We start from the raw sequence: 24,440 nt of genomic DNA on the forward strand, positions 1-24,440 counted from the left end.
GGGTGAAAAAGGAGTTAGTTGCCGCCGAGAGCGATCAGCGGATCGACGGTGGTCACCTTGCGGACTGCCAGCGCGGCGCCCGCCATGCCCAAGGCCACAATTCCCAGCACGGGCAGCAGCGTGGTGGCTGGCGTAACCAGGAACGGCGCCGCCTGGGCTGCGGCGAACCCGCCAAGAATTCCGACCGCCCCGCCCAGGCCAGCACCGGCCAGCAGCACAATGGCGGCCTGGGTCATGGCGTCGCGGAGCACGTAACCTCCGGACGCGCCCATGGCCTTGAGGACCGCGATATCGCGGGTGCGCTGAACCGTCCAGACCGTCAGGAACGCCACGATCACCAGCGCCGAAATCCCATAGAGGAATGCCTGCATCAGCATCAGCGACCCGTTTTCGCTCTTGAAGGAGCCCAGCGCCTGGAACGATCCTGTGCGGGTGGTGCTGACAGTCTGCGCCATCGCATTGGCCGACTCCTGGTCCACCTCGGCGCCGTCTTGGTAGGTGACCGCCACGACGGTCGCCACCGGAGTGCTCCCCGGCGCGCTGCCGGCAACCGGAGCCAGATGCGCCACCTCGGCCCAGGTGGGTAGCGCTGTCCACACCACGCCGGTGTGCGAATACCACTGGTCATCCACGACGGCGGTGATGGTCAATTCAGTGCCACCCACCGTGGCCGTGTCTCCGACGTCGAGCGAGAGATCTGCGGCGACGGTCGCGCCGATCACTACCGATCCTGCCTTGACCGGCGACGGCGCCAACTGCCCGTCCTCGGCAACGCCGAACACCGCCACGTTGGTGGTGCCGCCGTCGCCGCCCTGGAGGCGGGACTGGCTGATACCCAGGGCCTCGGCCCGGGCCACCCCGGCGGTGCCCCTCCAGCTGTCCACCTGCGCTGCCGTCACCTCGCTCTCGGTGAAGGACGCCGTGGGCTGGTTGGCGCCCGGGGCGCCAAAAACGATGCTGTCCACCGGCTTGGCCTCAGCGCCGGAGCCAGGACCAGACCCTGCACCCAGCTTCCCGATGGCGGACGTGGACTGGTCGCCCAGCCCGGCGGTGAGCCCGGACAGCAGCACCAACAGCAGTGTCACCAAGGCCACCACGCCGCCCATCAGGGCAAACCTGCCCTTGGCGAACCGGATATCGCGAATAGCGAGAAACACGTTGTACTTCCTTCAAGTGGGGTGGATTTCCTTCTGATTCCACTCTCCGGCGCATCGGCCCAACCCACATCGGGGACTTGGTTGAGCCGGGCGGGACAAAGGGCTGACGGAGCGGTCAACCTTTTGGTTGATCCGTAGGCCCCCGCCGGCGCATAAGCTGATGAAATGCCTGCCGCGGACCCACAGACCACCACGTCGGGGGCTGCCATCCTGCGGTTCCTGCGGGTGACGCTTCATCTCAGTTTTGCCGTGCTGCTGCTGGTTGCCATCCTGCGGCTCCATTTGGCGGCTGGCGCGGTGGGCGCGGCAGCCGGCCAGCGCCTTGCCTGGTCCCTACTCGCACTTGCCTTGGCGGCCGCGTATCTCGCCGGCACCATCTTGGAAAAGCGCTTCGCCGCCGGCCGTTCCAGCTTCAACCCGCACCCCTACGCCGCCCCTTGGCTGGGCCTTGTCACGGTGCTGTGGGGCGTCCTCCTCGCGGGCAGCGCCGAGTTTTCCTGGGTCGCCTTTCCGCTTTTCTTCCTCCACCTGCACGTCCTCCCGCGACGGATTGCGCTGCTCACCATAGCCGCGATGACGGCCGCCGTTGTTGCCTCGCAGTGGGTGGCCAGCGGACTGCCGTCACCCACCCTCCCCATGGTCCTGGGACCGGGGCTGGGTGCCGTTTTCGCCGTGGTCACCGGGCTCGCATACCGCGCTCTCTACGAGGAGAGCGAGGCGCAGCGGCTGGCCGCGGACGAACTCCGGCGCACCCGGGCCGAGTTGGCCAAAACCCAGCACGACGCCGGTGTCGCAGCTGAACGTGAGCGCCTGGCCCGCGAAATCCACGACACCCTCGCGCAGGGCCTGTCCAGCATCGTCCTGGTGGCGAGGGCGGCGGAGAAGTCCCTGGCCGGCGGCGATCTTGCCGCCGCCGCCGAGCGGTTCGCGCTGGTGCAGCAGACGGCGTCGAAAAACCTCGCGGAGGCCCGCAGCTTTGTCCGCGGCCTCACCTCGCCGCAGCTCCAGGAGTCGTCGCTACCGGAGAGCCTGCAGCGGCTCTGCGCCGAAACCGAAACTATGGCGGCCGCCCGCGGTGACGGACTCCGCTGCCGCTTCGAGCTCGTGGGCAACCCCGCTGAGCTGCCGCCGCAGTACAGCGTCACCCTGCTCCGGGCCGCCCAGGCCAGCCTGTCCAACATCCGGCTTCATGCCAAGGCAAGCACCGCCGTCGTCACCCTCGCGTTCCTCGGGGACGAGGTCACACTGGACGTGTACGACGACGGCACGGGCTTTGTGCCGGAGGCGCCCGGTACCGGCGTGTCCGGCCGGGCGGACGGCAGTGGGTTCGGGCTGCGTTCGCTCGCTGCCCGGGTGGGTGAGCTGAGCGGCTCGGTGGACGTGGAGACGGCACCGGGCGAGGGGACCGTCATCGCCGTCCGGCTGCCGCTCACAGGCGGGGCGATACCCGGACAGCAGTTGCCCGGCCCGGGAGGGGAAAACTGATGGGGGAGCTCCGCATTCTGCTGGTGGATGACCACCCTGTGGTCCGCGCGGGCCTGCGAGCCATGCTGACCGAATTCGAGGACTTCAGCGTGGCTGCCGAGGCCGCCGACGGGGACGCTGCGCTGCGCGAACTCGCACGGCTGCGGACGCTGGGGGAGCGCGTGGACGTGGTGCTGATGGATCTGCAGATGGGCGCCGGGATGGATGGTGTTACCGCCACGGCAGCGATCCGCAAACTGGAATCCCCGCCACCGGTCCTGATCCTGACCACGTACGACACCGAGGCGGACATCCTGGCTGCCGTTGAGGCGGGCGCCAGTGGCTACATGCTCAAGGACGCCCCGCCGGAACAGATCCGCCAGGCGGTGTTGTCAGCGGCGGCCGGCCAGACGGCGCTGGCGCCCAAGGTTGCGGCACTGTTGATGTCTCGGATCAGCAGCCCGGAAACCGCCCTCACAACCCGTGAGGTCCAGCTCCTTGAACTGCTGGCCACCGGCCTGACCAACCGCGCCATCGCCCGGCGGCTCTTCATCTCCGAAGCCACGGTCAAAACACACCTCGTGCACATCTACGGCAAGCTCGGCGTGGACAACCGGACTTCCGCCATCGCCCTGGCCACGCAGCGGCGAATTATCCGCACGCCGGGCCTGTAACGGTTCCATATTCGGCGTGCATTGCTCCGTCGTCAGGGGAACTTTGAGGTGATCCGATCAGCTGGGGCCGCGTCATTAAAACTTCCTCACGAGCATTTATCAGCCGCGGGTGCTGGAGTCCTTTGCGGACTTAACGATCGCACCGTGGCCCTGAAGGAACATTTTTCGGCCGCCACCGTCATCGGTCCAGACCCAGATGATGGAGAAGTCCGCCGTGGCGGCATCCACAACCCCGGTGCCGGTGAGTGTTCCTTCGGCGAAGCTGACCTGCTCACCGACGACAAACCTCGGGTGGCGGATCCGGTTCTTCTTCCTGCGAGAGGATGTGAGGCTGCTAGGAGCCATCATCGGGTGGCTCCAGCGGCGCTGGGAGCGGTCATTTGGTGGTGATTCATAGGCATCCTTCGGTCGCATGTTGGCTCTGCCAGCTCATTACAACCCTGCCCGCTGCTCCCAGGTCACGCTCTGTGGACGTGGTGGGTCCAGCCTAACCGGGAGTAAGTTCGCGGTGCCTTCCGAACCCAATGCGACCAAGCATCATTTCCCTCTAGCTGGCTGACAGCAACGCGACCGTATATTCAATTGGTCGCGGATAACGTTACAGCCGCTCGCCGAACAGCGGCAGGCTTCGGGCGCTGCGGCGTGCAAAGGGCGGCGTGACGCCTCATTGTGTAACAGGGGGTCCGCCCGCCCCCAGCATGCTGGGGCAGGCCGCGGCCCAACTGCTAAAATGGCTGGGTTGTAGACCGGCCTATAGCTAGTCCAGCCAGCGCCGTAACGTAAGTAGGGGACCACACACGAGATGACGGCAGGCGGTTCGCACATCAGCACTACGAAGAAGTTCCCCGGTCCGTCGAAAAAGACAGCCGCCGGCGCGGAGTTCCCGAAGTCGGCTGCGACCGCCGTAGTTCCCCCCACGAAGCCCCGGGTGTACGTCGCCACCGGGCAGGGGTTCCTCGGCGCCCTCATGATGTTTGTTGGTTCGATAGGAACGGGCTGGATCGCCAACGGCTCACCCATGATCCGCCAGCCGGTGGTCATCGCCCTGCGGACCGAGGGCTGGGGCGTGACGCTGTCCACCGTGCTCCTGACCGTGGGGGCCATGCTCCTGATGCGGTCCTGGCTCAGGCTGGGCCAGCGGCTGGGTGACTGGGGCGAACACTCGCTGCGGTCGGTGGTCATAGCCATCTCCGCCTGGTCCCTGCCGCTCCTGCTGGCCGTCCCCATTTTCTCCCGTGATGTCTACGCCTACACCGGCCAGGGCCGCCTGGTCATGGAGGGGCAAAATCCCTACACCGTGGGCATCTCCACACTCAACAACTGGTTCGCCCTTGGCGCGGACCCGGCCTGGGCAGAGAACAGGACCCCCTACGGGCCCTACTTCCTGTGGCTCGCCCGCGGTGTTGTGCAGCTGACAGGGGCCCAGCCCGACGTGTCCGTGCTGCTTTTCCGCCTGATCGCCGGCTTCGGGGTTCTGCTCTGCGTCATCTACGTGCCGAAGCTGGCAGAACTGCACGGTATTAACGGCGCGCGGGCGCTCTGGATCGCGGTGGCCAACCCACTGTTCCTCATCAGCTTCGTGGCCAGCGCCCACAACGATGCGCTGATGGTGGGCCTCGCCGTCGCCGGTGTCTATTTCGCCGCGACGAAGCGCTACTTGGCCGGCATCCTGCTGGTCACCGCCTCCATCGGGATCAAGCCGATCACCGTGCTGCTGCTCCCGTTCATCGGGGTGATGTGGGCTGGGCCCGCCGCCTCATGGACGCGGAAGTTCCTCATTTGGGGCGCGACGGCGGGAATTAGTTTCGCCGTGCTGGCCGTCAGTGGGATTCCCTACAACCTCGGGTTGGGCTGGGTGTGGGCCATTATGGACCCGACTCCTGGGTACACCGGGTATTCGCCGTCGGGGTTCCTGGGGCAGCAGGTCGAGTTCCTCGGCAATGTGCTGGGACTGCCGGGCGGCACTATCGCGGACCTTTTGCGGACGGGCATGAAGTGGGCGGCTATAGGCCTGGTGCTGCTGCTGATGTTCCGTGGCGATTACTCGCGGGCGGTGCGCCGGCTGGCCCTGGCGTTCGCTGCCGTCGTGATGCTTTCGCCCATCATCCAGCCCTGGTACATTCTCTGGTTTGTGCCGTTCCTTGCTGCCACCGGCATCCGGAACGACTGGCAGATCCGGTGCCTCTACGTAGGCGTGACATTCTTTGTGGTGTTCGGCGCGCAAGACCAGCTCTCAGTCTGGTCCTTTGTAGAGCTGGCCGTTGACGCGTCGTCTTTGGCGTTCGTGACGGCGCTGCTGTTCACGTTCTACCTCCTGGTCCTGGACATCCACACGCGAAAGCTGCTGATCGAGGGCAAACCCTCGGACTGGGCCCGGCGTGGATGGGGCTGGGTGCAGGAGCAGAGGCGCAGGGCCCGTTGAGGCGCGCCCTGCTGGTTGCATCCCTTGCTCTATGTCGGCACGCAAGAAGGAAGAAGCTTGTCTGATACAGCACGAATGTTCAAGTCAACCGTTCTTGACGAAGGGCCTGGGCCTTTTTTCGAACGCGCAGGCAATAGTCTTGAGGAAGTGTCCCTGACGGGCCGAAATCGGGAGACTGGAGAGTGAGCTATGCGGGTATCCGCTGAAGATCGAAAAGAACAGCTGATTTCAGCGACAGTTGAACTTATGCGTCGTGAGGGCGTTCAGTCCGTGACCATCCGGGCCATTGCCAAGGAGGCTAACGCTCCGCTGGCTACAGCACATTATTGCTTCAGCAACAAAGAAGAGCTGATGGAGGCGGCCGCCGAGGCTTGGTTTAAGAACTTGAGCCGCTTCTCAAGCGACGTCCCGGTCCATTTAGGCCTTCGCAAGGCTGTGGAACAAGTAGCCGAAGGCTACTGGCGCGCCCTTGAGGAAGAGCCCGAAAGCATACTCTCGGAGATTGAACTCATTTTGTGGGCAACACGCAATGCCGCCGTAAGCCCGCTGGCCGGGAGGATTTATCCCGCTTATGAAGTGGAGCTCGGAAATATGTTCGCTTCCGCCGCCCAAAACACCGGCGAACAGTGCCTCATGGAATTCGCTAAGCTGGTCAGGATCTTTTTGATGATTTACGACGGAGCGGCCATTCAATACATGACCGACCCGAAGGCCGCCGATCATCGCGCCCACTTCTTTATGATGATTGACGCACTTCTCCTCAAAGCCGGCGTCTGAACCGGCGAGGCCTCAGGCGGGCACCTTGGTGTCGGAACGGTCGGCAGGGGACGTGGCGACCGCAGGCAGGGATTTCAGCCCGGCCGCGCAGCCCACAATCCCGGCGATGAACAGCACTTTCAGGATGCTGAAGGGTTCGATGCCGGTGGCCATCGCCCAGCCCACCGTCAGGGCCGCCCCGATTCCCACCCAGACGGCGTAGGCGGTGCCGAGCGGGATGCTGTGGATGGCCAGGCCGAGGCCGGTCATGCTGAGGGTGGCCGTGACGGCGAAGACCAAGGTGGGCAGCAGGTGGGTGAGGCCGTCGGACAGGCCCAGGGCGGTGGCCCAGACGGCTTCCAGTACGGCGGAGGCGAGGAGCATCAGCCAGGCGGCGGAACGCTTGGTCATTACGCCACGACCTTGAGGCCAACCACGCACGCGGCGATGCCGGTGAGCAGCAGGAGGCGGGCCGTCGTCGGGCGTTCAGCCTTGGTGAGGATCGCGTAGGCGGAGGTCAGCACCACGCCCACGCCCACCCATACCGCGTAGGCGGTGCCGGTGGGGATGGACTGCATGGCGAGGGCGAGGCCGGCCATGCTGGCGAGGACGGAGACCAGGAAGAGGAGGGCGGGTGCGAGCCGGCGCCGGCCGGAGGCCTGGAAGGTCCGGTGCAGGGCGGCGGCCCAGACGGCCTCCATCGACCCGGAAAGAATGAGGATCAACCACGACATAACAGATCCTTTGGCCTCGCTTGTAGGACCCGACGGCGGGTGGCCGGGCCGGAAGTCAGTCGCAAGATCAACCTCCCCGTGGGTTGGTGCCGGGGCCTCCCGCAGTGTTCACCGGGGATCAACACCTACGCCATGGTGGCGAACATGAGGGCCATGATGGCGGCGCCGAGGGCTTCGAGGCTGTGTTGTTCCCGGGGGGAGTGGGCGGTCTTTTTGGGCTCCGTGGTTGCCGGTTTCCGGGTGCGCAGCAGAAGGGCGATGAAGATCAGCGCCGCGGTTGCGAAGATGATTGTCAGCGGGGCGGCGAGGCTGGGTAGGTGATCGAGGGTTGCGGTGGCAGTGGTGGGGGCTGGGTGGGGCATTGCGTGGTGAGTGTTGGGCAGGGGCATGGCTTCTGCGGCGCCGGCTCCGGGGGTGATGTGGCTCGTCATCATGGTGATCATGAGGGCGGCGCCGGCCATGCTGACGCTGTGGTAAACGCATTTCAGGCGGCTCAGGCTGCCTGTGCAGAGTATTTTGAATTCGGGCCGGGCGACGGCCTGGATAATGAACCAGAGCGCTGCGCCGGTGAGGACGGCGATCTGGGCGAGCATCGTGGAAGGTGCGAGGTTCCAGAGCATGGCGGCCATCAGGAGGTTCATGAGGGCGTGGAGGCTGTTGTTGATACGTTCGGTGAGTTGGTCGGGCTTGGTGGCCTGCAGGAGGTGGTAGCTTCCGCTGAGCAGCAGGACGGCTGTGAGGGTCCAGGTAATTGCGGGGATATTGAACACGCGGATCACACTCTCGCTACAGGGTTTGGGTTAGGTGAAGGCGGTCCCCGGTGCTTTGGTTACAGCACCGGGGACCGCCTGTTTGAGGTTGTTCGTTTTTCCAGCTTTAGCTCAGATGTCTGCTTCTTGGCTTCCCTGAAGCTGGGCCGGGCTTATTTGTCGGTGGTGCAGCATGTTGCGGTGTTTGTTGTTTCGGTTCGGTTTTCGTTGGTGGGGAGGTTGAGGGTGGGGTTTTGGTCGAAGAAGCCGTGGGGTTCGAGCATGAAGCCGATGTTTTGGCGGGGCATGATGGGCCAGTCTTCGAGGCGGACGACGTGGTGCATGCCGAAGGTGTACCAGACTACGAGGTCTTGGTCCACGATGTTCCGGTCTGCTTGGGTCCAGATGTGCAGGCCGTCGTCGGCGCCGGTGGCCTGGTTGGGGAATTCGCCGGCGGCGAAGCGTTCGGTCCGGTCGTAGGCGGTGACCCAGAGGTTGTTCCGGGCGAACTGGGCTCGTTTGCTGACGTAGGACTCATCGCCGGCGGCGAGCTGGATGCCGTCGGTGGGGATGAGGCGGTAGGCGACGGGTTCGTCCACGATGTTGCGGCTGTCGCGGTTGGCGATCTTCCAGAAGCGGTGTTTGGAGGAGTCGGTCTTGCGGATGGCGGCCTGTTCGGTTTCCAGGAGCCGGTCCACGGCTTTGAACGCGGTGTGGGTGGGGTTGTGTTCGGGGATTTCCATGTCCACTTCGTAGACGGCGTTTGTGGGTCCGTCGATTTCGAAGTCCATGCGGACGTTGAACATGTGCTGGTGGATCGGGGCGTAGAGTCCGTCGTTGTTCAGGGTCTGGCCGTAGGGGCTCTTCTCGCCGGGCTTCTGGCCGGCGGTGGAGAGGATGCCGGTGGCCTTGACGAGGAACTCGATGCTGCCGTCGAGGAAGAGGTGCCAGTAGAAGGCGTACTCGTAGTTCGCGACGGTGGCGATGAAGGAGATCACGAGTTTGCGGCTGCGGCGGGTTTCGGTGGTGCCTTCGCGGAAGTCGAAGTGCTTCCAGAGGATCGAGTCGTCTTCCTCGTGCATGCAGATGGCGTTCTCGATGGTCAGCGGGTTGCCGTGGCTGTCGGCGGTGATGCCGTCGAAGTACTTGATCTCGCCCAGGCAGTCACAGCCCAGGGTCAGGGAGTTGGCCATGTTCCCGATGTTGTATTCGCCCGAGTCGAAGGCGTTCTTTTTGGCCTGGACGGGGGCGGTGTCGCCGTAGGGGACGACCATTTCCGAGAGTGAGGCCCGGTTGATCACGGGGCGTTCGACACCCTTGTTGCGGAACTTCAGCTGGTGCAGGACCAGGCCTTCGCGGGGGGTGAACCCGACGCGGAAGGACCAGTCGGCCCACTGGACGTGGTTGCCGGTGACGGTGAAGGACGCGCCTTCGGGCTGGGTGATGGAGATGGGCTTGAGGTCGGTGCGGGCCTCCCCGACGTACTTGGGCAGGTAGTTGCCGCTCGCGGACGGGACCGGGATCGCCTGGTCGTCTTCGACCTTGACGACCTCGCCGGAGTTCAGGTCCACGATGACGACGAAGTTCTCGATCGGGTGCGCGTACGGGCTGTCATCTGCCTCCTCGCGGACGAAGACCAGGGCGCGCATCAGGCGCCGGCCCTGATCGTCTTCGCCGAAGTAGCCCACGGACCAGGGCTCGAAGCAGACCAGGGACATGTCGGTGATGCCGCGCTTGGCCAGGGCGGCCTGGACCTCGGGGTCCTTGCGGCAGCTCTCTTCACCTTCGGCGAATTCGTCGAGCATGAACGGGGGGTGGATGTGCGCGGCCAGCTGCGTCCATTTCGAGACGATGCCCGAGTCCAGATCCACGATCGCTTCGTAGGAGCGTGCCTCGGCCCGGTCGACGAGGACCGCGTCGGCCTCGCGGACCGTTGCCGCGCCGGACCGGAGCAGTTCCTTCTCCGGCTCGCGCAGCTCAATACTGATGAAGCGGAACGATTCGGCCGCGGCCTGGCCATCCTTCAGGATCGCCGCGGCCCGGGAAATCTCCTCGCGGGAGAGCGGATCGAGAGGGTGTGCTACCCCTACCTCGGTGTGAATTTCAGTGGTGAGAGTCATGGTTTTCTCCTTGGTTCTTTCTTGAGGATGAGATCCCTAAGGACTGATAGGCGAGTTGCCCCGTGACATGGGTGGCGTTTCGCGAACACTCGGCCTGCATCGCCTGCGCTTGAAAGCCGCCTGGAGGATGCAGGGCCTTGCCGACGGAGCTCAACTCTGAACTCCACGGACGTGATTCCGGTCACGAGTTCCTCTTGCAGCCAAGCTACGTCAAATAAATCATTTAGTCTAGCTTTTTTTATGAATATTCTTTTATTGCCTCTTTATGGCGCGATGCCGGGGTTTAGCGGGCGAGCAGCCAGTCAGATGCAGCTTTGCGGTAGCGGATGATGCCCTTGTATTCGGCCATGTCGTCCGGTAATTCGGCCAGCACATGGCCCATCTTTTCCCGCCACGCAGGTACCCGGGCAATGTCGGTGAGCGGCAGGAGATGGGTCCGGACCAGGAACAGCAGGGCACCGGAGTGCGGGAGGCGGATCAAATGCTGCACTTCCACCCGCAGGTGTAGCTTCTCCGGCATGGCAGGATCGTCGGCTATGGTGGTGCGGTCGGGGCCCCATTCAGGGTACGTTTCCGTGGAGGTATCCATACGCCGGCCTATGGTCATCGTCCAGTTGGTCCGCCGAAATTGTTCCCCGGGCTGCAGGCGCAACAGGAACTGCTCGGCCCGGCTGGTGATGCGTTCTTCCTTCACCCGCGGGACGGGATGGTGGATTTCAAGGAAGTTCATTCCGACGTCGAAACCGAATGACCAGTCGGCGGCGAACGTGACCAGGCCGGCATCAAGCCACAACGTGTCTTCGCGGATATCAAGAAGAATGATGTCGTCCTGGATCTGGGTGCCGAGGAACAGCAGTGGCCCCTTCGGCAGCGAGCTGTCGTCTCCGACGGTGAATTCCACCTCGAGGTTCTGCAGACCGTTACGCCAACGGCAGATGTTCCCTTCCCGATGGAAAGACATCGTATCCGGGTAGTCTTCGGCCATGGAGGACAGCAGGGTGGTGAGGGCGTCCCACACCGCCGTTCGCATGTGGGGGAGGACATTCACGCGGGAAGGGTCGCGGGTCAGCACCTTGGCGCGTTCGGCCAGTTCATCCAGATAGTGTTCGTCGATGTCCACGAGATGGGCGCCCCAGGCGCCCGCCTCTGTCGGCGCTGTCTTGGTGGCTGGTTCGACGTTTGCGCTGTACCGGTAGGTGTCAGAGGCAAAAGGAAAGGGAAAGCGCCTGATCCGTTCCGGGAGGAGAGCGGCGTCAGGATCGGTTTCGATGATCGTGCTACTCAAAGGTCCAACTCCAATTCTGGGTCGTTGCTACGCGAAACGCAGCACATCATTGTGGTGTTCGCGGCCTTTTCCTGCTCGGATAGGTAAAGATCCCGGTGCTGGGGTGCGCCGCGAAGCACCGGCAGGACGCATTCGCCGCAGATGCCTTTACGGCACATATTGGGGATGGTTTGCCCTGCTGTTTCAAGGGTCTCCAGCAGCGAAACGCCGGCTGGAACTTCCAAGCGAACGCCGCTGCGTGCCAGATGCACCGTAAAGGGTTCGCCCGCGTCCAGTTCAGCTGCGCCAAAGGCTTCTGAATGGAGCCGGGCGGATGACCAGCCATGGCCTCGGGCCTCTTCCAGGACCGCATCCATGAAGACAACAGGACCGCACACGTAGAGGTGGGTTCCGACGGGCTGCGTTATGAGCGCTTCCGCCAGAACGTTTTGGAAACTGCCCCGGTCAGTGCACTCGACCAAAGCGGTCAACCCGGGCCCGAGCAGTTCCCGCGCTTCCGTTACGTGGGCGCCGGCGTCTGGCCGGTGCACGTAGATCATCGTTGCTGTGGAGCCCCGTTCCACCGCGGCCCTGGCATGTGAAAGAATCGGCGTGATCCCGATTCCTGCAGCAACAAGCAGATGATGCGTCGCTGTTGATGCGGGAGCAAAAGCACTCCGGGGGCGCGCAACATAAACACGATCACCGACGCAAAGCCGGTGCATGGCTAAGGAGCCGCCGGCTCCTTCGCCGACCCTCAGGACAGAGATGCTGTATTCGGACGGCGCGTTGCCTGAGCCTGTCAGTGAGTATGCATTGACGCCGTTTCCCCATTGGACCACAAGGTGGCTCCCCGGGACATAGGAGGGCAACCTTCCACCTTCCGGGGCAGCCATCGTGATGCTGACAATCGATTCCGTCTGGCGGCTGACGTTTGTGACCTCCAGCTGGAGGCCTCCTTCCACCGCCGGGTGGACGCGGGGCTGGAGCGCTATGGCGGTCATGCTGCCTCCTCGGCGTGGGCTGAGTAGCCCAGGTATGCGCCTCTTCGTCGGGAAAAGTGATCAGCGATGGTCAAGGTGGTGGCGCATCCTTGACACTTCACCTCGGTGCCGGCCGCCTCATCAACGGTGGTGGCAAGGCAATGCGGGCAATAAACAAACCGGGGTCCGGTTTCCTGGGGCAGGAGGGTTACCTCCTCGCCCAGAAGTCCGCAGTCTGCGGCGGCTGCCGCGGCTGCACGGATATCCGTCGGAGGGCCTGCGAGTATCAGACGGACGCCTACACGGGAACCGCTGAACACAGACTTGAGTTCCGAGAGGCTCTCGGCGGTTGCCGATTCGAAATGGAGATCGTACCGGGGCTGGCCATTGGTGTCTGGAAGTGCGGTGTCATCTGAGGATCCGAAAGATACACAGATGACACCGCGGAAACCAGGTTCCAGGCCGTTGCCAGCTGCTGGCGGCATGGACGAGGAACGCATGGTCGGTCCTTAGGGTGCGAAGGTGCGGTCGCCGGCGAAGAACCCCAAGCCGTACTCCGGGGTTTCGAACTTGACGGTGGTGCCCTTGGGGAAGAACAGCACGTCGCGCTCCTTCGCGTGCGTCACTTCGCCCGTGGTCTGGTCCGTGAGGATGAATTCACCCTTGATGACGACCTTCATTTCGTCGTAGGTGTACGTGTACACCAGCGGCTCAGAGGCCTTCAGCTCAAAGAATCCGGCGCACATGACCGACCCCTCGGGGTTGTGGAGGGAATCGCCGATCGCGGCGACCGTTCCCGGCTCGTCCATGGACGGGAGGCCGATGAAGCCGTTCTCTACCTTGTGGATCGATCCGGCCTTGGTCAGTGTTCCTACGAGGTTGGTTTCCATTGTGTCTCCTAAAGATAGTGTCTTGAAAGATTTGTCAGCGCTGCTCGTCTTTGGCAGGGCTGTTCAATCTTTTGGTGCATAAATGACTGAGCCGAGGATCAAGTCAGAACCCCGGTTCGGGCTCCGGGGAGTAATCTTCTGCAAACCGGCATCCTCTAATTTCCAAAGGCCCCAGCCAGGCTCTGCTCCGAGCCCATCGGGTGTGATGCCAGTCACATATGTTCTTCCCCACATGCAAAGCTACGCTATGTAATTCATATAGTCCAGTATTTTTTAGGAATATTCATTTGGAAAATTCAAGTTAATATTTCCCACAACAGTTGACATGTGGGGGCCTGAGCCCCGGGAGTCATCGTCGCCGGGCGTCATTTGCCGCTTTCATGGGACCTGGTTGGCCAGTCACGCAAGCGTCGGGCGTGTTGTGCCGGATATGCCGATAGTCCCGGAATCACGTTCCTGCGGGTTTGAGCTTTCTCGGGCTTCATCCAAGGCCCGGATGCTGTCTTCCTGGACGACGCGGGACCTGCTGTGAGCGAGATGCTGCCCTGCACTGCTGTAGTACGCACATGCGGTGCCGTCCTTGCCGCTGCGGGACATGACCCTCTACGAGGCGCCCAGCCCGCAGGCAGCCTGAGATCCCCCCGCCCCAGCTGGCCGTCCCCTCCGCCGTCTGGCCTGGAAACCGGCGCTTACGCAATCAAGAAAAACCCACCTGACTGCTTGGTAAAGAACATAGGGAAACCCCGCAACCGCGCGGCCATTCGTGTAGACGGTAGCCGAACAGGCGTGCTGAAAAATTCGCCCGTCATGTTAGAAACGTGGATGTCTCGGCAAACTCTGCGAGGCTCAACGCGAGGCTTGGCCCGTGCCGTCTTTGACGTATCGGCCGCCTAGTTCAGAGGGCACGGACACAACCGGTAACGCGATCCTCCAGCACAAAACGGCCAATAAAAGATCTGGCCTGTGATGAAACAAGCTAGGGCCACAGAATCCCGGCCACGGAGACAGGAAGGCAGACCGTTCCTTGCCCGGTCTGCCTTCCTGCCGTGGAGAGATTAGATCAGTGCGGGTGAAAGATGATCGTCCTCATCGGCATCAGCAGAGACCTGCACGGCTACCGCATGTTCTTCCAGGACACCCGTGCGGTGCCTGATACGCAGCTTGTACAGCAGGAGACCGACCACAACGACGAACCCGACAAAGATAACCCCACCCCACTGGAAATACCACTCGAACGGAGGCACGGAGTTGTAGATCTCCGGCCGAGGCCAGATCAGGTTGACGGTCATTGCGGATCCCCACACCACAGCAATGAGATTCACCATAAAGCCCCACTTACCCAGGCTGAAGCCTGACTCTGTCGCGTCGTCAGCCAGCGGCCACTTTTTCAGGAACCTGTTGCGGAGCATTGGAGCGGTGACCAGCAGGTAGGCCAGATAGATCAGGACGATTCCAATGCTGGAAAGAATCGTAAAGATGGCGGGCTGGCCGATATTGACCACCAGCGGGATGATCGCGAGAACGCCGGTGGTGATGGCCGCCACCGTGGGGGTCTTACGAGCCGGGTGGACTCTCGCAAGCTGGCGGCTGAACGGCAGGTTATTGTCTCGCGCCATGGCGAACATCATGCGGATGGCCGCAGCATGGACGGCGAGTGCGCACACAGTGATTGCCACCACGACGCAGAGCAGGAAGGCCTTGCCGAAGGGTCCTCCGAGGACCGACAGGACGATGTACTGCAGGCCTCCGTCTGCTTCCCCGAGCGCGGGGTCGGAGAGGTCCGGAGCAGCGAGGAGAGCAGCGAGGAGCACTGCTCCGCCCAGGACGAAGGACGCCGTCACGGCCCTGATGATTGCCCTTGGCGCCGTTTTCTTCGGGTTCTTGGTTTCTTCTCCGAGGGAACCGGCGGTGTCGAATCCGTACATGGCGTAGCCGGAGGCCATAGCTGCGATAAGGAAGACGCCGAAGTATCCCAAGGGCTGGTCTTGACCCAGACCCTGGGTGTCGAAAACGACCTCGGGCCCGCGCACTGCGTGCCATGCCAGAGCGAGGACCAGGAATACAGCCGCGAAGAGTTCCACAAATACGCCGACGCTGTTGATGGCGGCCGTGAGTTTGACGCCAAACGCGTTCACGAGTGTGGTGAAGGCGATCAGGATCGTTGCAAGCAGAACGCCGTTGACGGCGAAGTCGTTGGGGCCGGTTCCGTCACCCACCATCTGGAAGCCCTGCCAGATCTGCGGCATTGTAATTTGAAGAGACAGTGCGACAGCGCCGATTGTGACGATCGAGGCGATCAGCATCAGCCATCCTGCCATCCACGACGTCGTTTTCGAGGCAAGCTGCTTGGCCCAGTTGTATACGGCGCCGGCGACCGGATAGCGGCCCGCGAGCTCGGCAAAGACGAGCGCGACCATCAGCTGGCCGACGAATACTCCGACCCAGGTCCACCAATAGGCCGGTCCTCCGGTACCGTAACCGAAGTAGAAAAGCTGAAAAACACTAGTGAGGATGGAAATGTAGCTGACACCGGCCGCGAAGCTGGCGAATTTACCGATACTCCCGGTCGAGAGCGACTGCTTGTAGCCAAAATCACCGAGACCGCTCGTATCGTGGTCCTTGAGTTGAGTCATGTGGAGTCCTTAGTCGAATCTGAACGATTGCGCCGTTGGGGTCGTTGAGGAAGACGCCGTTGGAGCCGAATTGGCGGGGTGTCTGTATTCGGGGAAGTGCACTTCTTCATCCGGGTCTGCGATCTTTGCAGGACCTCGGACCGTTCCCGACAGCGTCTCCTGTGAAACAGATCACTATAAATATTACACATTTAAACATCTAGGACAAGAGCTTTTGTTCATGTCAATTTTTTCAGCTTCGTGGACCACTGTCAGGAGCGCTTTTCTCGGCAAACCTCGTCAGTCCAAGTCTAGGAGCGTGGGGCCGTAGTGGTTCAGTGGTTGACGTTTTGTGATCTGAGCTGCTGCGCGTGGCCGGCTGCCGTGCTGGTTCTCTGGTTTTTGGTGAGGACGCGCGGACCGGTCATGCTTTGTCGGGGGTCTCGGGCTCCCGGAGCGGGAGGGTAGGGCGTTCCGCGGCTCAAGCGCCCTTCCTTTAGGGTCCCGCAGTGACCAGGACCCTGGTGTGTTCCCGGTATTTGAAGAGTTTGAGCAGGCTGTGGCAACCCGCGGGCGGCCTGTTCGAGCCCGCGCAGGAGTCCGTGTTAGCCCTGACGGGTGTGGATTTGCCCGAAGACCGGTTCGATGATCGCCTTGCGCCGGACGTAAACGGCCCGGCCCTTCTTGGTTTTGAGTTTCCTCGCCATGCGTTCCTTGGGTGTGGGATTCGCGGGAATCCGTCCCTGGGGCGTCCCGGGCGCCTTCTCGCCGTATTTGAGAGGGCCTGTTGCGATGAAGAACTCAGTCAGTCCCTCCGGCGGTCTTGATTTCCTTGACATGTTCGAGGTTCGCTGCTGAACGATACCCGGCGTCGATGGTCCATTGGGCGTGCATGCGGCCCAGGGTTTCGGCGGTATGTCCGTTCATCGGGGCCAGTTGCTGCACGTCGACCGCCGTGTCGTTCAGTTCGCTGGCGACGATGACCTGGTGGTCGGCGTCGACCACGGACTGGGCGTTTTAACAGTAGTGGTTGGAGCCGTCGGCGGTTTTCATGATCCAGGGCTCCTGACGGTGATAATGGAAGTAGGCGGCCAGGTACCGGCGCATCACCTCGATCTTCCGGGCCTCCTTGGCGAATCGGATCAGCGGGATGTGGTTGGCCTCGGCGAACGAATTCACCGAGCGGCGAAAGGCGGTTCCGATCCTTTCCAGGGTCGCCGGGGAAGGGATCCGATAGCCCAGATGCCTGATCATGAACGAAACCACCTGGCCGCCGACCTGCAGGGTCGGGACCTAGCCGTTGAGATAGATCCGGTCCAGGCACTGAATATCCAGGGCCACGTGGCCGTGGAGAACCTCATTGACATTAACCACCACAATTACGGCTCTCCTGACTCTTCCGTGGGCGTTTTCAGCGCGCCTTAACCTGGGGTTTTCATCAGTCTTGGGCTGACGGGTGTGTTTAAGAGACGAAAGGTGCTCTGACAAGGGAAAATAGGGGTGTCTACGCCGTTATTTCCGTGTCTTGAAGGAGCACCTTTTCGATGCCCCAGTCTACCAAGGTCTTCCCATCCGTCCCGGTCACTTTCACCGGCCAGTCGCTGGTCTCCCATGCCGGTGCCAGGGTCCTGACCTCATTCATTGACGCCCTCGGGTTCCGGGATCTGTGCGAGGACCGGCTGGGCCAGTTCGTCCCCGCGATGGCCTCGCACCGGCCAGGGAGGCTGCTCGGGTCGCTGGCGGTGATGCTGGCAGCCGGCGGCGAGTACGCCTCCGACCTGGACATCCTGCGCTCCCAGCCCGGAGTGTTCGGGAAAGTGCCCTCCAACGCGACAGTCTCGCGGTTCTTCGAACGCACCGTGAAGAACGCGGACGTTTTCGATTACGGTTTTTCGACCCTGTCCAAGGAACTGCGGACCCGGGCCTGGGAAGCCGCGGGTGACCGCAGCCCCGCGGTGACCGCGACGTCCGCGGACCCGCTGCTCATCGACCTCGACGCCACACTGGTGACCTCACACTCCGAGAAGGAACAAGCCACCGGCAACTACAAGGGCGGGTTTGGATTCGCCCCGTTCACCGCCAGCATCGATTACGGTTCCGGCCGAGGCACCGGGGAGGAACTCGCGGTGCTGATGCGCCACAGCGGGGCAACAGCGAACAACGCCGAGGACCACATCCGCATCTTCGAGGCCGCCATCGCGGTCCTGCCCGACGCACTCTACGGTGAAGACGACGAACTGGACGGGCAGAAAATCCTGGTCCGCACCGACAGCGCCGGCGCGTCCCGGAAGTTCCTCTGGTACCTGCATTCGCGCGGCGTGCAGTTCTCCGTCTCGTACCCGGTTCCGGTCGGCAAGGCCCACATGATCGACTGGATCAACGACAAGAAATACTGGCAGCCGGCCCTGGACCAGGACGGCAACGAACGCGACGACGCCTGGGTCATCAACGCCACGCAGGTCATCCCGCTGAAGGACTACCCGCCCGGGACGAAGATCTTTCTGCGCGCCGAGCCGCTGCACCCCGGTGCGACACCGACCCTGCTCGACATCGACGGTCACCGTGTAACAGCTTTCCTGACGAATGCCCCACGCTGGCACGGACCGTTCCTGGATGCCCGGCACCGGGCCCGCGGCCGCTGCGAGAACCGCATCAAGACGCTGAAGAACACCGGCCTGAGCAAGCTCCCGTTCATGGATTTCGCCGCGAACCAGGCCTGGGCGAACCTCGCGGTCCTGGCCGCGAACCTGGTCTCCTGGCTCCAGCTCACCGCCCTGCCCGACGGCCACAAGGCACGGGGCTGGGACATCAAACGCTGGCGCTACCGGCTCTTCGCCACCGCCGGCAAGATCATCACCCGCGCCCGCCGGACCCACCTGCTGCTGCCCGACGCCGCACCGGAGAAACCCCTCATCGCCGCCCTGCTCGAAGCCATCGGACGGATCGCCGCAGCCGCGAACCGCCCCGCACACCTGCTGCGGACCTGACACCGCAGCCCCCGCCAACCAACGAGCAGGAAAGAAGAACACCAACGGGATCAGTGGAAGCCCGCGCCCCGCCCCGCGACCCCGGGGCCCTTCAGCCACGCCCGAAATCCGATCCAGCCCACCGGGACGACAAAAACCGGACCCGGCGCCCCGACCGCCGTCCGATGAAAAATCCGGGCTAACGAACGCACGCCGCTTCCTGTCTAGGTTTCTGACTGTTCAAGGAACAGAAACTTTCAGACGGGAAAACGGCGTGCGAAATGCAAGACTATGGCGAACTCTGCTCGGTGTCGAGAAAACGGTCGTCGAGGCCATCGATCTGGACGAGGAAACGGGGATACTGGTCGCCTCTGTCAGGCCGACAGGCTCGATGCGGAACCGGTGCGGGATCTGCCGCCGCCGTTGCCCGAAATACGACCAGGGCCAGGGTCGACGCCGCTGGCGGGCACTGGACGCCGGGACGATCCGGGTCGAGTTGGAAGCCGACGCCCCGAGGGTGTCCTGCCGGGTCCACGGCGTGAGCGTCGCCGCCGTGCCCTGGGCCCGGCATCAGGCCGGCCACACCCACCATTTCGACGCGCAGGTCGCCTGGCTGGCCACGCAAACGTCCAAGACCGCCATCACGGAGCTGATGCGTATCGCCTGGCGCACTGTCGGCGCGATCATCACCCGGGTCTGGAACGACACGGAGAAGCTCCACGACCAGTTCGCCGGCCTGAGGCGGATCGGCATCGACGAGATCTCCTACAAGCGCGGCCACAAGTATCTGACCGTCGTCGTCGACCACGACAGCGGCCGGCTGGTCTGGGCGGCCCCGGGCCAAGACAAGGCCACCCTGGGCACGTTCTTCGACGCCATCGGGGCAGAACGCTGCGCCCGGATCACGCACGTCTCCGCCGACGGGGCCGCGTGGATCGCCGTTGTCGTGGCCCAGCGGTGCCCGAATGCGGTCCGCTGCGCCGACCCGTTCCACGTCGTCAAATGGGCCACCGAAGCCCTCGACGAGGTGCGCCGGGCCGCGTGGAACGACGCCCGAAAGGCAGCCCGGACCACCGAGGCCAGGCGCGGCCGCGGCCGGCCAGCGAAAGACGCGCCGCCCCGCCCGGACAGTGCCCGCGCAGCCGGTGTGAAGAACTCCCGCTACGCGCTCTGGAAGAACCCGGAGAACCTGACCGAGAAGCAGCAGGTCAAGCTCGCCTGGATCGTGCAGACCAACCCCACCCTCGGCCGGGCCTACTACCTCAAGGAAGGACTCCGGGTCATCTTCAAACTGCCCCACGACGAAGCCGCCGAAGCCCTCGATAAATGGGTCGCCTGGGCGCGCCGGTGCCGGATCCCCGCGTTCGTGAAGCTCCAACGCAGCATCGTCAACCACCGTGCCGCGATCCTCGCCGCGATCGAGCATGGGCTCTCCAACGGACGAGTCGAATCGATGAACACGAAGATCAGACTCATCACCCGCATCGCTTTCGGCTTCAAATCACCCGAAGCACTCATCGCCCTCGCGATGCTCAGCCTCGGCGGTCACAAACCGGTGCTCCCCGGCCGAAATTGACCCACGGAAGAGTCAGGAGAGCCACAATTACCGCATCCCTGAACGAGCCTCCGATACGACCAGAATGCACCGCAGCGGACCGAGCGTCATCACCGACAGCTAACCAACCACCTCGGCGGTCAGAGGCGAAGCCTCACTGGACGTTGAGGTTGGTAGCGCCGGTCGTCCACGTCCAGACCCCACCAACTCCTCCGCTGAACGCACGCCGCCGCCCTCGCCAGCTGGCGGGAAGCCACCGTGTCCAGCCGGCGGACACGCCCGAGCTTGAACGCCAGGGATCGCAAAAAAGACAGTCATGAACCGGCCCAGGCGTCGAGGTGCTCACAGCACACCTTCCAGGCTCCCCTGGTAACGGGGACCCGGGCACTGGCATACCAGATCACCACGGCGTGAACTTTACCAACGTTCCACTGTCCTACTTCAGGAGGTCTGAGGCTGGGTGGTATAGATCAATGCGAGCCCCAGGTGAGGAACATCCAGAGCCAGTCGGTGCTGGTCTGGAGATCCGGATTTGATCCGCTCGCCAACCAAGTACATCCCGGAGTTGCCAAGAATGACGCGGTTGCTGGCGTTGATGAGGGCGGCATCGCCTGGGATAACGAGCAGGTTTGGCATGATGAGGGGTTCGAGGTCCTTGATCCGAATGTCGCATCCCGCCACCCCCGCAAACTTTCCATGGACGGAAAACGGTGCCGCGAACGTAAGAATGTATTCCTCGAAGCCGAGATAGTCTATGTACGGGCCCCAAAGGGTCTGTTCACCTGTGGAAGCGGCGGTCGAGAAGAACGGTAGCTTCTCGTAGTCGTAGTATCGATTGCTGCCTGGAGTCAGATCGAAGTCAAGCCTTCCGATGGCCCCGGAGTCCTTGCGGGACCACCATTCCAAAGCCCGACCGCCCTTCTTAACGGCTTCTGCGGCGAGGAAGGTCCCGCCGCCGACAGCAAAGGTGTTCTTGGTCAGGAACTCCCGTGAGAGCTCGTCCAATCCGAGCAGTGCAACCTTGGTGACCTTGGACTTGGCGACGAGATTTCGCTCAAGCAGGGAAGCGACGTCGCTGGAGAGTTTGGTGACCTCCGTGCAGACGCCGATTATCCAGGAAGAAAGCGCGTTGGCAGCATGTGCGACTTCGGTTGTGGGCTTCATTGACTATCCTGGTTTGATTGGGCGTAGCCGAGGGTGAGCTTCTTGTCGATCAGGTGAAAAATGTTTCGCCTGATGTGTTCAAGGACCAGTTTCTGGGCCTCTTCGGGCTGGTCTTGGGCCACGGCCCGGACCAGTTGCATGTGTTCAGCGGTTGCCGTTTCAGGGTCGAATGCTACGGCGAGAGGGGTCCATAGCTGTTGGACTGTTTCCTCCTGAAGCCGGATTTCGGCATTGGCAAGCCTCGGTGATTGCGCGGAGACTGCCAACTCGATGTGGAAGCGACTGTCAGCAGATGCACGCACTTCGGGGGTCGTGGCCAGAACCAATGCCCGCGCAAGTTCCTGAAGACGGTCGACGTCGTGTGCTTCCGCTCGCACACAAGCCAGACGGACAGTCGCGGCGGCTATGGCGGAGTGTTCGTCTCCGATGTCTCGTATTTCCGAAATAGACGTCAAGAGAAACCACTCCCGTATGGTGTCGGCCTGAGTTTGAGGCTGATTGACGACGAAGGTCCCCCCGCTCCGGCCTCTGCGGGTCTCCACGACTCCCTGCTCGCGCAGTTCCGCCAAAGCTTCGCGAAGTGTGGCGCCGCCGACCCCAAACATGTCCGAGAGTGCCGCTTCGGGAGGCAGCCGTTCACCCACTTTGAGCAGCCCGAGGGCGATGGCCTTGGTAATTCTGTCCACGATCGCATCGGCCCTCTCGATTTCCGGCAGGGACCGATATATCTGGGACTGGAATGAGGACGGCGAGGCCAAAAGTCTGCGCTCCGGAGATATGGGCTAGAGGTCGGTCAAGAAACAAGCAGTCTGAACAGCGCGTTAAGGATTTAACTTACTCTTCAGAGTCTATGCAATGAATCCTTCAAAACTGCGGCTTTCAGAAGGATAACCCACCGACGACTTGGCGTTCATTCAGGCCTGCGCTTTACGGCCACCGACGACTTGGCGTTCATTCAGGCCTGCGCTTTACGGCCATCACGCCTTGGCGAGCGGGTGGTTGGTTGCTGACTCAGTCACCGGCCGCCGGCAACGCCCAATCCTAAAGTGTAGTCAGAACCGTCAGAAAACAGAGTTTCCCCCGCCCCTTCGCTTCGGGAGTATGGATACCAACCACAAAGCATCGTTCGACCGGATCCCGGCCGACGACCGAATGGAAGGGACAAAACGTGACTCCGACAGCAAATGCAACGCTCACCGGATACAGCACCACCGGTGACATTGTCCGGAATCTCGCTCTTGTACAGGACGAGATCGCGGAGACAGCGGCCAAGATCGACGAGCAGCAGATCGCCGACGTGGCCCGCCACCTTAGCCACCCTGGCCGGGTATTCGTCGCCGGAGCCGGCCGAAGCGGCCTGGTCCTGCGGATGGCCGCCATGAGGCTGATGCACCTTGGCCTGAACGTCCACATCGCCGGTGACACCACCACGCCCGCAATCGCCTCCGGTGACCTGCTCATGGTGGCCTCGGGATCGGGAACGACCTCGGGAGTAGTCAAGTCAGCAGAAACAGCGGCGAAGGCCGGAGCGCGGATTGCCGCGTTCACCACCAACCCGAGTTCACCTCTCGCCGGGCTCGCTGACTCGGTGGTGATCATTCCCGCCGCACAGAAGACCGACCACGGCTCCAGCGTTTCGCGCCAGTACTCCGGCTCTCTCTTCGAGCAGGTACTGTTCCTCGCCACTGAAGCACTGTTCCAGTCCCTGTGGGACAACACCGATGTACCGGCCGAAGAGCTTTGGCTCAGGCACGCCAATCTCGAATAATCGAACCCTCAATTTTCCACACCCACCTGTAGTTCACGACAGAAAGAAAACAACACCATGAAGCTCCAAGTTGCTATTGACCTCCTGACCACCGAAGCCGCCCTCGAACTCGCTGGCCAGGTCGCCGAATTCGTTGACATCATCGAGCTCGGTACCCCGCTGATCAAGGCCGAAGGCCTCTCCGTCATCACCGCGATCAAGAACGCCCACCCGGACAAGGTAGTCTTCGCTGACCTGAAGACCATGGACGCTGGCGAACTCGAAGCCGACATCGCGTTCAAGGCCGGCGCTGACCTGGTCACCGTGCTCGGTGCAGCCGACGACTCCACCATCGCTGGCGCCGTCAAGGCAGCCAAAGCCCACAACAAGGGCATCGTCGTTGACCTCATCGGCATCGCAGACAAGGTCACCCGTGCCAAGGAAGTCCGCGCCCTGGGTGCGAAGTTCGTTGAGATGCACGCCGGTCTCGACGAGCAGGCAAAGCCCGGCTTCGACCTGAACGGCCTGCTCCGCGCCGGCGCCGAAGCCCGCGTTCCGTTCTCCGTAGCAGGCGGCGTGAAGCTCGCCACCATCGCAGACGTCCAGAAGGCCGGCGCCGATGTCGCCGTCGCCGGCGGCGCCATCTACGGTGCAGCCGACCCCGCACTGGCAGCCAAGCAGCTCCGCGCCGCCATCAACTAACCAGCCGGTTGACGGTGTCGTCCCGCACTCCTAACAGCCGCGGGACGCCACCTCCTGGCTCCAGGACCTTGTGTTTGGGGCCTGCAGCCCGGAATATCTTTATCTGTACTGCCCGCGGAGATACGTCCCCGCGGGCAGTACGGTTCAGTGCTGAATTCGATTCCAAGGACACCACGCCCCAAATGATGTGGGGTTGGCGCATGGGCCCACTCAACCCCATGGGAAGGAACTGTTCATCATGCGTAGTCAGGCCACACACAATTTGGAAGTAGTTGTAACCGAGCCGAGCCGTCTTTACGAATCGCTCGACGATGCCGAGGCCGCCCTCCGGCAAGTAGCCAGGTCCCACGGCTATTCGGGCATTCTGGTCACCCGCCACACTCCCGGCCGGTACACCCTTGCGCTTAGCGACACCGTTCCCTACGGTGAGACCCGCGAGCTGATCCTCTCCTAACCGCCGGTCCGCGGCCGCACCACCCTG

At 62.9% G+C, this 24,440-nt stretch carries 25 protein-coding genes; 10 read left to right on the plus strand and 15 right to left on the minus strand.

Annotated elements, in window-relative coordinates; genetic code table 11:
* Positions 1–14: 14 nt before the first annotated feature.
* Positions 15–1,157 (minus strand): FtsX-like permease family protein, encoded by a 1,143-nt coding sequence (locus tag ACQCSV_RS01465; RefSeq protein ID WP_354155959.1) that lies wholly within the window; start codon positions 1,155–1,157, stop codon positions 15–17.
* A gap of 165 nt (positions 1,158–1,322) precedes the next feature.
* Here ACQCSV_RS01465 and ACQCSV_RS01470 point away from each other — a divergent pair, with 165 nt between their 5' ends.
* Both ACQCSV_RS01470 and ACQCSV_RS01475 read left to right on the plus strand, forming a co-directional pair.
* On the plus strand, positions 1,323–2,642 hold the full coding sequence (locus tag ACQCSV_RS01470; protein ID WP_354155960.1) for a sensor histidine kinase: 1,320 nt from the start codon (positions 1,323–1,325) through the stop codon (positions 2,640–2,642).
* Positions 2,642–3,295 carry a response regulator transcription factor gene (locus ACQCSV_RS01475; protein ID WP_354155961.1) on the plus strand — a complete coding sequence of 218 codons (654 nt, stop codon included), beginning with the start codon at positions 2,642–2,644 and terminating at the stop codon, positions 3,293–3,295. The genes ACQCSV_RS01470 and ACQCSV_RS01475 overlap by 1 nt, the downstream gene beginning before the upstream one ends.
* A 99-nt stretch (positions 3,296–3,394) precedes the next feature.
* Here the strand turns inward: ACQCSV_RS01475 and ACQCSV_RS01480 are convergent, their stop codons facing one another.
* Complete coding sequence (locus ACQCSV_RS01480) at positions 3,395–3,643, minus strand: hypothetical protein (RefSeq protein WP_354155962.1); 249 nt, start codon at positions 3,641–3,643, stop codon at positions 3,395–3,397.
* A 454-nt stretch (positions 3,644–4,097) separates the two neighbouring features.
* Here ACQCSV_RS01480 and mptB point away from each other — a divergent pair, with 454 nt between their 5' ends.
* Together mptB and ACQCSV_RS01490 are read left to right on the plus strand one after the other, a co-directional pair.
* Positions 4,098–5,717 (plus strand): polyprenol phosphomannose-dependent alpha 1,6 mannosyltransferase MptB, encoded by a 1,620-nt coding sequence (mptB, locus tag ACQCSV_RS01485; protein ID WP_426939026.1) that lies wholly within the window; start codon positions 4,098–4,100, stop codon positions 5,715–5,717.
* Between the two features lie 189 nt (positions 5,718–5,906).
* Positions 5,907–6,494 (plus strand): TetR/AcrR family transcriptional regulator, encoded by a 588-nt coding sequence (locus ACQCSV_RS01490; protein ID WP_426939027.1) that lies wholly within the window; start codon positions 5,907–5,909, stop codon positions 6,492–6,494.
* Positions 6,495–6,506: 12 nt separating this feature from the next.
* Here ACQCSV_RS01490 and ACQCSV_RS01495 read toward each other — a convergent pair whose 3' ends face one another.
* The 11 genes from ACQCSV_RS01495 to ACQCSV_RS01545 all read right to left on the minus strand — a co-directional run bounded on the left by ACQCSV_RS01495 (position 6,507) and on the right by ACQCSV_RS01545 (position 17,079).
* A complete protein-coding gene (locus ACQCSV_RS01495; protein ID WP_426939028.1) occupies positions 6,507–6,884 on the minus strand; it encodes a DMT family transporter in 378 nt (125 codons plus the stop codon).
* Positions 6,884–7,207, minus strand: coding sequence for a DMT family transporter (locus tag ACQCSV_RS01500; RefSeq protein ID WP_426939029.1), 324 nt, complete (start codon positions 7,205–7,207; stop codon positions 6,884–6,886). The genes ACQCSV_RS01495 and ACQCSV_RS01500 overlap by 1 nt, the downstream gene beginning before the upstream one ends.
* Before the next feature lie 125 nt (positions 7,208–7,332).
* Positions 7,333–7,977 (minus strand): DUF5134 domain-containing protein, encoded by a 645-nt coding sequence (locus tag ACQCSV_RS01505; RefSeq protein WP_354167923.1) that lies wholly within the window; start codon positions 7,975–7,977, stop codon positions 7,333–7,335.
* 152 nt (positions 7,978–8,129) lie between these two features.
* Positions 8,130–10,076, minus strand: coding sequence for a primary-amine oxidase (locus ACQCSV_RS01510; protein WP_426939030.1), 1,947 nt, complete (start codon positions 10,074–10,076; stop codon positions 8,130–8,132).
* Positions 10,077–10,359: 283 nt separating this feature from the next.
* On the minus strand, positions 10,360–11,361 hold the full coding sequence (locus tag ACQCSV_RS01515; RefSeq protein ID WP_426939031.1) for a heme-dependent oxidative N-demethylase family protein: 1,002 nt from the start codon (positions 11,359–11,361) through the stop codon (positions 10,360–10,362).
* A complete protein-coding gene (locus ACQCSV_RS01520) occupies positions 11,358–12,344 on the minus strand; it encodes a PDR/VanB family oxidoreductase (protein ID WP_426939032.1) in 987 nt (328 codons plus the stop codon). Before ACQCSV_RS01520 ends, ACQCSV_RS01515 begins: the two co-directional genes overlap by 4 nt.
* On the minus strand, positions 12,341–12,823 hold the full coding sequence (locus tag ACQCSV_RS01525; protein ID WP_426939033.1) for a dimethylamine monooxygenase subunit DmmA family protein: 483 nt from the start codon (positions 12,821–12,823) through the stop codon (positions 12,341–12,343). The genes ACQCSV_RS01520 and ACQCSV_RS01525 overlap by 4 nt, the downstream gene beginning before the upstream one ends.
* Before the next feature lie 9 nt (positions 12,824–12,832).
* A complete protein-coding gene (locus ACQCSV_RS01530; RefSeq protein WP_426939034.1) occupies positions 12,833–13,213 on the minus strand; it encodes a cupin domain-containing protein in 381 nt (126 codons plus the stop codon).
* A gap of 1,055 nt (positions 13,214–14,268) precedes the next feature.
* The gene (locus ACQCSV_RS01535) at positions 14,269–15,846 is read right to left on the minus strand and encodes an APC family permease (RefSeq protein ID WP_426939035.1); all 1,578 of its coding nucleotides are present in this window, start codon (positions 15,844–15,846) and stop codon (positions 14,269–14,271) included.
* Between the two features lie 780 nt (positions 15,847–16,626).
* Complete coding sequence (locus tag ACQCSV_RS01540) at positions 16,627–16,830, minus strand: hypothetical protein (RefSeq protein ID WP_426939036.1); 204 nt, start codon at positions 16,828–16,830, stop codon at positions 16,627–16,629.
* Between the two features lie 12 nt (positions 16,831–16,842).
* Positions 16,843–17,079, minus strand: coding sequence for a hypothetical protein (locus tag ACQCSV_RS01545; RefSeq protein WP_426939037.1), 237 nt, complete (start codon positions 17,077–17,079; stop codon positions 16,843–16,845).
* On the opposite strand from ACQCSV_RS01545, the gene ACQCSV_RS01550 reads away from it, so the two are divergent.
* From ACQCSV_RS01550 to ACQCSV_RS01560, 3 genes are all read left to right on the plus strand, one after another.
* Entirely contained in the window at positions 17,068–17,250 is a 183-nt protein-coding gene (locus tag ACQCSV_RS01550) for a hypothetical protein (protein WP_426939038.1), read from the plus strand. The two genes, ACQCSV_RS01545 and ACQCSV_RS01550, sit on opposite strands and share 12 nt — an antisense overlap.
* A 119-nt stretch (positions 17,251–17,369) precedes the next feature.
* Positions 17,370–18,812, plus strand: a complete 1,443-nt coding sequence (locus ACQCSV_RS01555; protein ID WP_426939039.1) for an IS1380 family transposase — start codon at positions 17,370–17,372, stop codon at positions 18,810–18,812.
* A 253-nt stretch (positions 18,813–19,065) separates the two neighbouring features.
* On the plus strand, positions 19,066–20,367 hold the full coding sequence (locus tag ACQCSV_RS01560; protein WP_354156530.1) for an ISL3 family transposase: 1,302 nt from the start codon (positions 19,066–19,068) through the stop codon (positions 20,365–20,367).
* Positions 20,368–20,787: 420 nt separating this feature from the next.
* Here the strand turns inward: ACQCSV_RS01560 and ACQCSV_RS01565 are convergent, their stop codons facing one another.
* On the minus strand, positions 20,788–21,510 hold the full coding sequence (locus ACQCSV_RS01565; protein ID WP_426939040.1) for a cache domain-containing protein: 723 nt from the start codon (positions 21,508–21,510) through the stop codon (positions 20,788–20,790).
* Positions 21,507–22,196, minus strand: a complete 690-nt coding sequence (locus tag ACQCSV_RS01570; protein WP_426939041.1) for a FadR/GntR family transcriptional regulator — start codon at positions 22,194–22,196, stop codon at positions 21,507–21,509. Before ACQCSV_RS01570 ends, ACQCSV_RS01565 begins: the two co-directional genes overlap by 4 nt.
* Positions 22,197–22,678: 482 nt before the next feature.
* Between ACQCSV_RS01570 and hxlB the strand changes: the two genes are divergently transcribed.
* From hxlB to ACQCSV_RS01585, 3 genes are all read left to right on the plus strand, one after another.
* Complete coding sequence (gene hxlB, locus ACQCSV_RS01575; RefSeq protein ID WP_354156480.1) at positions 22,679–23,278, plus strand: 6-phospho-3-hexuloisomerase; 600 nt, start codon at positions 22,679–22,681, stop codon at positions 23,276–23,278.
* Positions 23,279–23,335: 57 nt separating this feature from the next.
* Positions 23,336–23,959 carry a 3-hexulose-6-phosphate synthase gene (gene hxlA, locus ACQCSV_RS01580; RefSeq protein ID WP_354156429.1) on the plus strand — a complete coding sequence of 208 codons (624 nt, stop codon included), beginning with the start codon at positions 23,336–23,338 and terminating at the stop codon, positions 23,957–23,959.
* Positions 23,960–24,197: 238 nt separating this feature from the next.
* Positions 24,198–24,413 (plus strand): hypothetical protein, encoded by a 216-nt coding sequence (locus ACQCSV_RS01585; RefSeq protein ID WP_354156482.1) that lies wholly within the window; start codon positions 24,198–24,200, stop codon positions 24,411–24,413.
* Positions 24,414–24,440: the final 27 nt, after the last annotated feature.

Origin of the sequence: Pseudarthrobacter sp. S3 (assembly GCF_050156905.1) — a bacterium.
Classification (GTDB): Bacteria; Actinomycetota; Actinomycetes; order Actinomycetales; family Micrococcaceae; genus Arthrobacter.